The sequence below is a fragment of the Pseudomonas sp. Z18(2022) genome, from assembly GCF_036346535.1.
Taxonomy (GTDB): domain Bacteria; phylum Pseudomonadota; class Gammaproteobacteria; order Pseudomonadales; family Pseudomonadaceae; genus Aquipseudomonas; species Aquipseudomonas yamanorum_A.
Genome location: NZ_JAOTOA010000044.1, coordinates 1 through 11,565, shown reverse-complemented (window position 1 = coordinate 11,565; position 11,565 = coordinate 1). Strand labels below are relative to the sequence as shown.

Annotated in this window: 9 protein-coding genes; all 9 read left to right on the top strand. The window is 61.7% G+C overall.

Annotated features, from left to right (window positions below; translation table 11 throughout):
• Nucleotides 1-927: pesticin C-terminus-like muramidase (locus V3W39_RS33130; RefSeq protein ID WP_330214150.1), on the top strand; the 927-nt coding region annotated here is incomplete at its 5' end.
• Nucleotides 924-1,391 (top strand): hypothetical protein, encoded by a 468-nt coding sequence (locus tag V3W39_RS33125; RefSeq protein WP_330214149.1) that lies wholly within the window; start codon nt 924-926, stop codon nt 1,389-1,391. The genes V3W39_RS33130 and V3W39_RS33125, both read left to right, overlap by 4 nt.
• 29 nt (nt 1,392-1,420) lie before the next feature.
• Nucleotides 1,421-1,723, top strand: a complete 303-nt coding sequence (locus V3W39_RS33120) for a hypothetical protein (RefSeq protein WP_330214148.1) — start codon at nt 1,421-1,423, stop codon at nt 1,721-1,723.
• A complete protein-coding gene (gene pilG, locus V3W39_RS33115; RefSeq protein ID WP_010167670.1) occupies nt 1,699-2,106 on the top strand; it encodes a twitching motility response regulator PilG in 408 nt (135 codons plus the stop codon). The genes V3W39_RS33120 and pilG overlap by 25 nt, the downstream gene beginning before the upstream one ends.
• 47 nt (nt 2,107-2,153) lie before the next feature.
• On the top strand, nt 2,154-2,519 hold the full coding sequence (gene pilH / locus V3W39_RS33110; protein WP_017476512.1) for a twitching motility response regulator PilH: 366 nt from the start codon (nt 2,154-2,156) through the stop codon (nt 2,517-2,519).
• Nucleotides 2,520-2,531: 12 nt separating this feature from the next.
• Nucleotides 2,532-3,056, top strand: coding sequence for a chemotaxis protein CheW (locus V3W39_RS33105; protein WP_177043117.1), 525 nt, complete (start codon nt 2,532-2,534; stop codon nt 3,054-3,056).
• Nucleotides 3,053-5,104, top strand: a complete 2,052-nt coding sequence (locus V3W39_RS33100) for a methyl-accepting chemotaxis protein (protein ID WP_177043118.1) — start codon at nt 3,053-3,055, stop codon at nt 5,102-5,104. Before V3W39_RS33105 ends, V3W39_RS33100 begins: the two co-directional genes overlap by 4 nt.
• A gap of 185 nt (nt 5,105-5,289) precedes the next feature.
• The gene (locus V3W39_RS33095) at nt 5,290-11,121 is read left to right on the top strand and encodes an Hpt domain-containing protein (protein WP_330214147.1); all 5,832 of its coding nucleotides are present in this window, start codon (nt 5,290-5,292) and stop codon (nt 11,119-11,121) included.
• The coding region (locus tag V3W39_RS33090; RefSeq protein ID WP_088425480.1) for a chemotaxis protein CheW at nt 11,114-11,565 on the top strand (452 nt) is incomplete at its 3' end. The genes V3W39_RS33095 and V3W39_RS33090, both read left to right, overlap by 8 nt.

Sequence of the window (11,565 nt, the reverse complement as noted above, 5' to 3'; positions counted from 1 at the left end):
GACCTGCTTGACCGTAATCGTGATGGAAAAATCACTGCGGATGAGTTGCAAGCGGCGCTCAACTTGTCGGCGCATGCACAGTCAATTTCGCAGTTGATTGTGCATTGCGAAAGCGAATGGCACCGGCCACAACGTTGGGACATTTTGGATGAGATCTTGGGCCACAGTGGTTCGACTCCGCATTTGAATTGGTTGGCGGAGAAAGAGCGGATCCAGGCGTTGAGTTGGTGGGGGGAGGTGGCTGAGAAAGTGGGGTTGCCTCCTTACGGGAAGGTGTATCACTTTCATCCGGTGGGGATAGTAGGGCATTTTTATGTATTTCGGCGGGAGAACTATCTGGCCGTGAGGCAAGGCCAAGTTACCTTTGATGCAGAGGGGAATGATATTTTGAATAGTCCTTATTTTAGCCGAAGTTTACATTGGCCGGGAGGGGCCTCTGGTGTGACGTTAGGACGTGGTTATGATATGCGTCACAGGACGAGTAGTGCGGTCTATGATGACTTGATTGCAGCAGGTGTTGAGTCAAACTCAGCGGAGAACTTTTCTCGTGGGGCTGGGCTGTCTGGTCAGGTCGCTCGTGATTTTGTATATACAAATAAATTGGGTTTTGGAGTTATTTCACTGGAGGCGCAACGCGTCTTATTTGAAGAGGTGATCTACCCGCGATATGAAGTGGCAGCTCAAAAAAGGTATAGCTCCGCTATGGCGTCAAACTCTGTGCCATGGGAACAGCTTGATGGGCTTGTTAGAGATGTCGCTGTCGACCTGACCTATCAGCAAGGCAGTCTCTGGGATAGGCAGTTACCATATGTCTTTGCAAACAATCGCGGTGTGTTGGCGCAATATATACGAAATACGCCGGAATTAGCGCAATATGAGAATGGTAGGAATAGAGCGCGGTATTTAATGAGTGGGGGGTTGAATTGAAGCTGCTTAAAAGTTGTGCCCTGCCAATAGTTACTTTTTTTTTAATGTTGGAGGTTCACGGGGCGACTCTGGAGGTAGTGGGGAGGGACAAGTCGTCAAAGTACTTATGGGGCGGGCATTACTCAAGAGACAGTGATTTGTGCACTGATCCTGGTAGTGGGGCTTCTTGTTCTGAAAAGTTTCGTGACGTTCTGGATATACAGCCCAATGGTCAGGGCTATCTTGTAAGTTTGAATAGTACGCAGGCGGCACAGCATGTGTGTTCTTTTACATTTCAGATGAATTATGTGAGTGAGGCGCTTGTGTATAAAACAGAGTTTGGAGACGTTGTGATAAGAAAGAATGACAGTTCGCTCAAGATTTACTCAAGTGGAATTGATCCGACAGCATTGGGATTAGCGGTATGTGGAGCGCACGCTGATATCGATGGCCTGGAGTTTTCTTTGGATAGCAGAATGGACTGATAAAATCACCAAAAAATCGGACACTCTCCTTGCTCACCACCTCGAACCCTCGCTATACCGGCGCTGTAATCCCTGAGCGTCTTTCGACCAGCAGCATCATCAGTATCGCTGATGCGTCGGGGGAGGGTTATCAAGAGCCACCAGCCTATTTTGACTACCTCCCCAACGATGCTTTTTCCCCAGACTGTGCTAAAAAGGCTGCCATGGCGTATCAGCCCTTGAATTCCAAGGCTTCTGGCGCTCATCCTGTGCAACATCAGGCAGTACACACCGAAAACCTATTCGCTGTGGCGATGGTAGAGCAGATATGGAACAGCATTCCAACGCCTTGAAAGTGATGGTGATCGACGATTCGAAAACGATTCGCCGCACCGCCGAAACACTGTTGAAGAACGTAGGGTGCGATGTCATCACGGCCATCGACGGTTTCGATGCCCTGGCCAAGATTGTTGACCATCACCCGCACATTATCTTTGTCGACATCATGATGCCGCGCCTGGATGGCTATCAGACCTGCGCGCTGGTGAAGAACAACCCGGCGTTCAAGTCGACCCCGGTGATCATGCTGTCGTCCAAGGATGGTCTGTTCGACAAGGCCAAGGGGCGTATCGTCGGTTCTGATCAGTTTTTGACCAAGCCTTTCAGCAAGGAAGAACTGCTGAGCGCGATCAAGGCCTATGTGCCGGGCTTCGCTGCAGTAGAACAAGCACACTGACGGGGGCCCCACGAGGGCTTGCGTCTACTAAAGAAGTGGGGAAAACCATGGCACGTGTTCTGATCGTCGACGATTCGCCGACTGAAATGTACAAACTGACCGAAATGCTCGAAAAGCACGGTCACGAAGTCCTCAAGGCCCAGAATGGCGGCGATGGCGTCGCGCTGGCCCGCCAGGAAAAGCCCGACGCGGTCCTGATGGACATCGTCATGCCCGGGCTCAATGGTTTCCAGGCTACCCGCCAGTTGACCAAGGACCCTGAAACCGGGCACATCCCGGTGATCATCATCACCACCAAGGATCAGGAAACCGACAAGATCTGGGGCGAACGCCAGGGCGCCAAGGATTACCTGACCAAGCCGGTAGATGAAGAGACGCTGATCGCCACCCTGAACAAGGTGCTGGCCGGCTGACGGCACGTTCCCATGACCGAGTCGCAAACCGCCTTCGAGCTGCTGCTGGACATCGACCGCCGCTGCCGCTTGCTGGCCGCCGACCTGCCGTCCCAGGAAACCCGGCTGCACAGCTGGAGCGGTATCGGCTTTCGCTTGGGCGAGCAGTGGTACGTGGCGCCCATGGGTGAAGTCGCCGAAGTGCTGCACGAACCACGCTGCACCGTGATGCCCGGGGTCAAGCCGTGGGTCAAGGGCGTGGCCAACCTGCGCGGGCGCTTGTTGCCGGTGATGGACCTGGGCGCTTTCCTCGGCCTTGAGCGGTCGGTGGCGCGCAAACAACGGCGGGTGCTGGTGGTGGAATATCAGGACGTGTTTGTCGGCCTGTTGGTGGACGAGGTGGTGGGCATGCAGCATTTCGCACAAGACGCACTGCACACGAGCACCGTGGCCGGCGCGCCGTTTATCCAGGGCCAGTTTGACGGCGACCAGCTGTGGCAGGTCTTCAGCCCCTTCGCCCTGGCCCAGGCTCCAGGCTTCATGGATGTAGCCGCATGAGTACCGTTACCCCGGTCAAACCTCAGGAGGCGTCCCGCAGCCGCTCGCAGATCATCGTGCTGTTTATCGCGCTGATCGTGTTCATCATGCTGCTGTTCGCCAACTTCGCGTACCTCAACACCCAGTCCACCTACGACAAGCAGTACATCGGCCACGCCGGTGAGCTGCGGGTGCTGTCCCAGCGCATCGCCAAGAACGCCACCGAGGCCGCCGCCGGCAAGGCCGCTGCGTTCAAGCTGCTGGGGGATGCGCGCAACGATTTTGCCCAGCGCTGGGGTTACCTGAAAAAAGGCGACCCGGCCACCGGCCTGCCCGCCGCACCCACCGCCGTGCGTGCAGAAATGCGTGCGGTGCAGACCGACTGGGAAGCCCTGCTGAAAAACGCCGATGCGATTCTGGCCAGCGAGCAAACGGTGCTGTCGCTGCATCAAGTGGCTGCGACCCTGGCGGAAACCGTTCCGCAGCTGCAGATGGAATCGGAAAAGGTCGTCGATATCCTCCTGCAACGCGGCGCACCGGCCAGCCAGGTGGCGTTGGCCCAGCGCCAATCGTTGCTGGCCGAACGTATCCTCGGGGCGGTGAACACCGTGCTGGCGGGCGACGAGACCGCCGTGCAGGCCGCCGATGCCTTTGGCCGCGATGCCAACCGTTTCGGCGTGGTGCTCAGCGGCATGCTCAACGGCAATCCCGGGCTGCGCATCAGCCAGGTTGAAGACCACGACGCCCGCGCCCGGTTGGCGGAAATTTCCGAGCTGTTCGAATTCGTTTCGGGTTCGGTGGATGAAATCCTCGAAACCTCGCCGCAGCTGTTCCAGGTGCGGGCTTCGGCGAGCAATATCTTCAACCTGTCGCAAACCCTGCTGGACGAAGCCTCGCACCTGGCCACCGGTTTTGAAAACCTGGCAGACGGGCGCACCTTCGACACCATCGGCGGCTACGTGCTGGGCTTGCTGGCATTGGCCTCGATCATCCTGATCGGCCTGGTGATGGTCCGCGAGACCAACCGCCAGTTGCGGGAAACCGCCGAGAAGAACGAGCGCAACCAGAACGCGATCATGCGCCTGCTGGACGAAATCGAAGACCTGGCCGACGGCGACCTGACCGTCACCGCCTCGGTCACCGAAGACTTCACCGGCACCATCGCCGACTCCATCAACTATTCCGTGGACCAACTGCGCGACCTGGTGGCGACCATCAACCTCACCGCCGGCCAGGTGGCGGGCGCGGTGCAGGACACCCAGGCCACCGCCATGCACCTGGCCCAAGCGTCGGAGCATCAGGCACAGCAGATTGCCGAAGCCTCCACGGCGATCAACCAGATGGCCCAGTCCATCGACCAGGTCTCGGCCAACGCTGCCGAATCTTCGGCCGTGGCCGAGCGCTCGGTGGAGATCGCCAACAAGGGCAACGAGGTGGTGCACAACACCATCCACGGCATGGACAACATCCGCGAACAGATCCAGGACACCGCCAAGCGCATCAAGCGCCTGGGGGAATCGTCCCAGGAGATTGGCGACATCGTCAGCCTGATCGACGACATCGCCGAGCAGACCAACATCCTCGCCCTCAACGCTGCGATCCAGGCGAGCATGGCCGGTGATGCCGGGCGTGGTTTTGCGGTGGTGGCCGATGAGGTGCAGCGGTTGGCCGAGCGCTCTTCGGCAGCGACCCGGCAGATCGAAACCCTGGTGCGAGCGATCCAGACTGACACCAACGAAGCCGTGATTTCCATGGAACAGACCACCACCGAAGTGGTGCGCGGTGCGCGGCTGGCCCAGGACGCCGGGGTGGCGCTGGAAGAGATCGAAGGTGTGTCGAAAACGTTGGCGGCGCTGATCCAGAGCATTTCCAACGCGGCACAGCAACAGACGTCGTCGGCGGGGCAGATTTCCCTGACGATGAACGTGATTCAGCAGATCACCACCCAGACTTCGTCGGGCTCCACAGCCACGGCCGAGAGCATCGGCAACCTGGCGAAAATGGCCAGTCAGTTGCGGCGGTCGGTGTCGGGGTTCACCTTGCCGGCGGCGAAGCAGGTGGATGAGTGAAATACTATCTGCCAAGCACCACCGAACCCCTGTGGGAGCTGGCTTGCCTGCGATAGCGGTGTGTCAGTGCCGAAGATGCAAACTGATGCACCGCCATCGCAGGCAAGCCAGCTCCCACATTCGATCTCCATGGTCCTTGGAGTCGTCATTCACAAAGCGACAAATGAATTCAGGCGGGAGCAGTTATGGTTGATCGGCACGACTACGTGGCCCTCGAATGGGTCAAGGGCGAGATTGCCGAAACCCTGAAACAGGCCCGTTCGGCGCTGGACGCCTATGTGGAAGACGGCGCCAGCGAGGCCATCGGCCAGTGCCTGGAATGCGTTCATCAAGTCCACGGCAGCCTGCTGATGGTCGAGTTCTACGGCGCGGCCCTGTTCGCTGAAGAAATGGAACAACTGGCCCTCGCCCTGCAAGGCACGCGCGTCAGCCAGCGCGATGAAGGCATTCGCCTGTTGCAACAGGGCCTCGGCCAACTGCCGCTGTACCTCGACCGTGTGCACAGTGCCCGACGCGATTTGCCCTTGGTGGTACTGCCGCTGCTCAACGACCTGCGCAGCGTACGTGGCGAAAGCCTGCTCTCGGAAACCAGCCTGTTCAGCCCGCAACTGCTGGTGATCCCGCCGCTGCCCGAAGAGGCACTGGCCCAGCGCACGCCGGAGGATTTCCCAGGGCTGCTGCGCCAATGGCGGCAGATGCTGCAACAGGCGTTGGTCGGTTTGCTGCGCGAAGATCACGGCCCCAGCAACCTGGAAGACATGGCGCGGGTATTCGCCCGCCTCGAAGCCCTGTGCCATGGTGCGCCGCTGTTACCGTTGTGGCAGGTGACCTCGGCGCTGGTGGAAGGCATGCTGATCGGCGTGGTCGCCAACAGCCCGGCGTTGCGCAGTTTGCTCAAGGCCAGCGACAAGGAACTCAAGCGCCTGCTGCACCAGGGCATCAGTGGGATCAACACCCCGGCCCCGGACGAGTTGCTCAAGAGCCTGTTGTTCTACGTCGCCAAAGTCACCCGACCGACCCCACGGATGCAAAGTTTGAAAGAACGTTATGGCCTCGATGAAGCCCTGCCCGACAGCGCCGTAGTGGACGCCGAACGCGCCCGCCTGGCCGGCCCGGACCGCGATGCCATGGGCTCGGTGCTGGGCGCGCTGTGTGAGGAACTGGTGCGGGTCAAGGAGCGCCTGGACCTGTTCGTGCGCAGCGACCGCCAGCACGCCTCGGACCTTGAGGCTTTGCTGGCGCCGTTGCGCCAGATCGCCGATACCCTGGCGGTATTGGGTTTTGGCCAGCCGCGCAAAGTGATCATCGACCAATTGGCGGTGGTGCTCGGCCTGGCCCAGGGGCAGCGCGAGCCCAACGACGCGGTGCTGATGGACGTCGCCGGTGCGTTGCTCTACGTCGAGGCCACGCTGGCCGGGATGGTCGGCACGGTCGAGCCGGAGCGCCGCGAAGAAAGCCGCCTGCCCACCACCGACCTGACGCAGATCCACCACCTGGTGATTCGCGAATCCTGCCAGTGCCTGACCCAGGCCAAAGAGCTGGTGATCGACTGCATCGAGGCCCACTGGGACCGCCAGCGCCTGGAGTCGCTGCCCGAGTTGCTGACCCAGGTGCGCGGCGCCCTGGCGATGATTCCGCTGCCCCGGGCGGCGAGCCTGATGCGCGGCTGCAATGACTACGTCAACGAGCAACTGATGGTCGGCGAGGCCGCGCCTTCCGAGGCGCAGCTTGAGCATTTTGCCGATGTGCTCACCAGCCTCGAATACTACCTGGAGCGCATGCTCCAGGACCACGACGCCCCGGGCGAGCGTGTGCTGGAAGTCGCCGCCGAAGGCCTGGCAGCGCTGGGCTATCTGCCGGCCGAAAAGCCCTGGCGCCAGGCACTGCTTGCCCAGGACGACTCGCCTTCGGAGCAAACCCCGTTTCTCGCGGACGCGCTGGCCAGCCCTACCTCACGCCTCAACCCTCCGGCCCTGCAACGGCCTGGCAGCCTGTTACCGCCGCCTGCTGGCGAAGAGGCCATCGACGATGAGCTGCGTGAAGTCTTTCTCGAAGAAACTGCCGAAGTCCTCGACGTGCTGCACCGCTACGTACCCGCCGGCACCGCCAGCCTTGAAGACAAGGCCACCCTGAGCGAAATGCGCCGCGCCTTCCACACCTTGAAAGGCAGTGGCCGCATGGTCCGCGCCCTGGTGTTGGCGGAGCTGGCCTGGGCCGTGGAAAACCTGCTCAACCGTGTGCTGGAGCGCAGCGTCGCACCGGGCCCGGAGGTGCAAGCAGTGCTGGGAGATGTGCTGGAATTGCTGCCTGAGCTGATCACCGATTTTGCCGCCGATGCCCAGCGCCAGCGCGACGATGTAGACGAGTTGGCCGCCCGGGCTCACGCCTTGGCCAGCGGCGTAGAATCGTCGGCCACGGCCCTCGACCCTCAGTTGCTGGAGATCTTCCGCAACGAAGCCCAGAGCCACCTCGACAGCCTCAACCATTTCCTGCAACAGGCCACCGAGCACCTGCCGCTGCAAGTCAGCGATGAACTGCAACGCGCGCTGCACACCCTCAAGGGCAGCGCCTACATGGCCGGCGTGTTGCCCATCGCCGAGCTGGCGCGGCCGCTGGACCACCTGACCCGCGAATACAAGGCCCACCGCCTGCCGCTGGACCTGGATGAAATCGAATTGCTGCTGGAGGCCGAGGCACTGTTCCAGCGCGGCGTGCGCCAGCTGGACAGCGATCCCCACGCGCCCATCAATGGCGCGGCCGGGTTGATCGAACGCACGCAAACCCTGCTGAACAGCCAGCTTGAAGCTCTGCTGAATGCACCCAACACCGGCCTGCGCATCAAGCGCGACCCGCAGTTGATCGCCAACTTCCTGGCCCAGGGCATGGACATCCTGCTGGATGCCGAAAGCCTGCTGCGCCGCTGGCAACAGCACCCCGGCGAGCGCCAGGAACTGAGTGCGCTGCTGGACGAACTGACCACCCTCGGCGAAGGCGCGCACCTGGCCGACCTGCACCCGATGGATGAATTGTGCGAAGCCTTGCTCGACCTCTACGGCGCGGTGGAAGAAAGCAGCCTGGCGGTCAGCGAGCGCTTCTTTCACGAGGCCGAACAGGCCCACGAAGCCTTGATCAACATGCTCGACCAACTGGCCGCCGGCCAGGAAATCAGCCCGGCCCCGGCACGGGTGCGAGCCCTGCGCGAACTGCTGGATGAAGGCCTCGACCCGTCCGCCACCGGCCTGATCAAAAGCGATGGCAGCCGCGCCCTGAGCATCTCCGAACTCGGCGCCGCCACGGCGAAGCTGGACCAGGGCTTTGCGGTGGATGACGAGATTGTCGAGATCTTCCTTGAGGAAGCAGTAGACATCCTCGACAGCGCCGGCCAGTCCCTCAAGCGCTGGCTGCTGGACCCGGATAACGCCGCGCCGCTCTCGTCGTTGCAGCGGGATTTGCACACCCTCAAGGGTGGCGCGCGCATGGCTGAAATCGGCGCGGTGGGCGATCTGGCCCTTGAGTTGGAAAACCTTTACGAAGGCTTGGTAGACCGGCGCTACAGCTACTCCAGCGAACTGGGGAACGTGCTGATGGCCAGTCATGAGCGACTGGCGCTGCTGCTTGAGCAGTTGCAACACCAGCAACCGCTGAGCGACTCGTCCGCGCTGATCAGCCGCTTGCGTGAATTGCGCCACGGCACCGGGCCAGCCGCACCTGCAGCGGCAGTCGAAGTCGAGACGCCGGGCACTGATCCCGAGCTGCTGGATATCTTCCTCGAGGAAGCCGCCGACATCCTCGACAGCTCCGGCGCCGCGCTGTTGCGCTGGCAGGCCGAGCCGAAAAATCGCCAGGAAGTCGAGACCCTGCTGCGGGACCTGCACACCCTCAAGGGCGGCGCGCGCATGGTCGAGATCGGCCCGATTGGCGACCTGGCCCATGAACTGGAATTTCTCTACGAAGGCCTGTCGGCCGGGTTGCTGGCGCCTTCGGCTGAACTGTTTGCACTGCTGCAAGGTTGCCACGACCGCCTCGCGCAGATGATTGATGCAGTGGCGGCGGGGCTGCCGGTGGGCTCGGTGGATTCGCTGATCGAGCGGATCAAAAGCCTGGTGCATCCGGCTGAAGTGAGCGCCGCGCCAGTGGCGTTGGCGGCGACCAAAACCGAGGCCGCGCTGGCCAGCGATCCGGCCGCCGACATGGTGAAAATATCAGCCGACTTGCTGGATGACCTGGTCAACCTGGCGGGTGAAACCTCGATCTTCCGGGGGCGTATCGAACAGCAGGTCAACGATGCACGTGTCGCCCTCAACGAGGTGGAAACCACCATCGAGCGCATGCGCGACCAACTGCGCCGGCTCGACACCGAAACCCAGGGCCGCATCCTCAGCCGCCAGCAGGCCGAGGCCGAGCGCCTGGGCTACGAAGAATTCGACCCGCTGGAAATGGACCGTCATTCCCAACTGCAACAGCTGTCCCGGGCCTTGTTCGAATCGGCCTCGGACTTGCTCGACCTCAAGGAAACCCTTGAGCGGCGCAACCAGGATGCCCACAACCTGCTGCAGCAACAGGCGCGCATCAACACCGAGCTGCAGGAAGGTCTGATGCGCACGCGCATGGTGCCCTTCGAACGCATGCTGCCGCGCCTTAAACGCATCGTGCGGCAAGTGGCGGGCGAGCTGGGCAAGGATGTGGAGTTCATCGTCGGCAACGCCGAAGGCGAGATGGACCGCAACGTGCTGGAACGCATGGTCGCGCCCCTGGAACACATGCTGCGCAACGCCGTCGACCACGGCCTGGAATCCCGCGATGCACGTCTGTTGGCGGGCAAGCCGGAAAAAGGCCGCATCACCCTGGACCTGACCCACGAAGGCGGCGACATCGTTTTCGACATGCGTGACGACGGCGCCGGCGTGCCACTGGAAGCCGTGCGACGCAAGGCGATCAAGCGTGGCTTGCTCGACCCCAACCTGGAGATCAGCGACCGCGACGTGTTGCAGTTCATCCTGCAACCGGGGTTTTCCACCGCCGAAAAAATCACCCAGATTTCCGGGCGTGGCGTCGGCATGGACGTGGTGCATGAAGAAGTGCGCCAACTGGGCGGTTCGATGGTCATCGACTCGACGCCGGGGGAGGGCGTGCACTTTCGCATCCGCCTGCCGTTCACCGTGTCGGTCAACCGGGCGATGATGGTGCAGTGTGCGGACGATCAATACGCGATCCCGCTGAATACCATCGAAGGCCTGGTGCGGGTCATGCCCCATGAGCTGGAAGGGCACTATCAGCAAGACCCGCCGCGCTACGAATACGCCGGCCAGCGCTACGAACTGTTCTACCTCGGCGACCTGCTGCACACCGTCGGCCGCCCGAATTTGCTCGGCCAGTATCAACCGCTGCCGGTGCTGCTGGTGCAATGCAACGAGCGGCGCGTGGCGGTGCAAGTGGACGCCATGGCCGGCACGCGAGAGATCGTGGTCAAGGGCCTGGGGCCGCAGTTTGCCGGGGTCAAGGGCTTGTCCGGCGCCACCATCCTCGGCGATGGTCGCGTGGTGCTGATCATCGACCTGCTGGCGCACATCCGCGCGCGGCCACCGGCGTTGCCGGCCCAGGCGGCCGACGCCCCGTTGATCCTCAACGACCCGCTGAAAAAGCGCCCGCTGCTGGTGTTGGTGGTGGACGACTCGGTCACCGTACGCAAAGTCACCAGCCGGTTGCTGGAGCGCAACGGCATGAACGTGCTCACCGCCAAGGACGGCATCGACGCCATGGCCGTGCTGGAAGAGCACACCCCGGACCTGATGCTGCTCGACATCGAAATGCCGCGCATGGACGGCTTCGAAGTGGCCATCCAGGTGCGCGACGACCCACGGCTGATGCGCATGCCCATCATCATGATCACCTCCCGCACCGGGCAAAAACACCGCGACCGCGCCATGGCCATTGGCGTCAACGACTACCTCGGCAAGCCTTATCAAGAGTCGGTGCTGCTGGAAAGCATCGCGTATTGGAGCAAGTCCCGTGCTTGATCACCGCGCTACCCAACTCACCGGCTTGCTGCTGCCATTGGCTGACCGCCACCTGTTATTGCCCAACGTCGCCGTGGCCGAGCTGATCGACTTCCAGCGCGGCGAGCCTGCCAGTGATGCGCCGCCGTGGTATTTGCGGCAGGTGACGTGGCGGGACCGGCAGTTGCCGCTGATCAGCTTTGAGGCCGCGTGTGGCGAATCGGGCGTGGTGGGGGAACGGGCGCGGATTGTGGTGTTGAACACCCTCGGAGGACGGCCGACGTTGAAGTTTATTGCGTTGGTGATCCAGGGGATTCCGCGCTCGTACAAGCTCGATAGCCAGTTGAGTTATGTGGATGTGCCGTTGTGCCCGCTGGAATTGGCGGCGGTGCAGGTGGGGGAGCATGTGGCGAAGGTGCCGGATTTGATGGGGTTGGAGGCGTTGTTGGTCGAAGCCGGATTGGC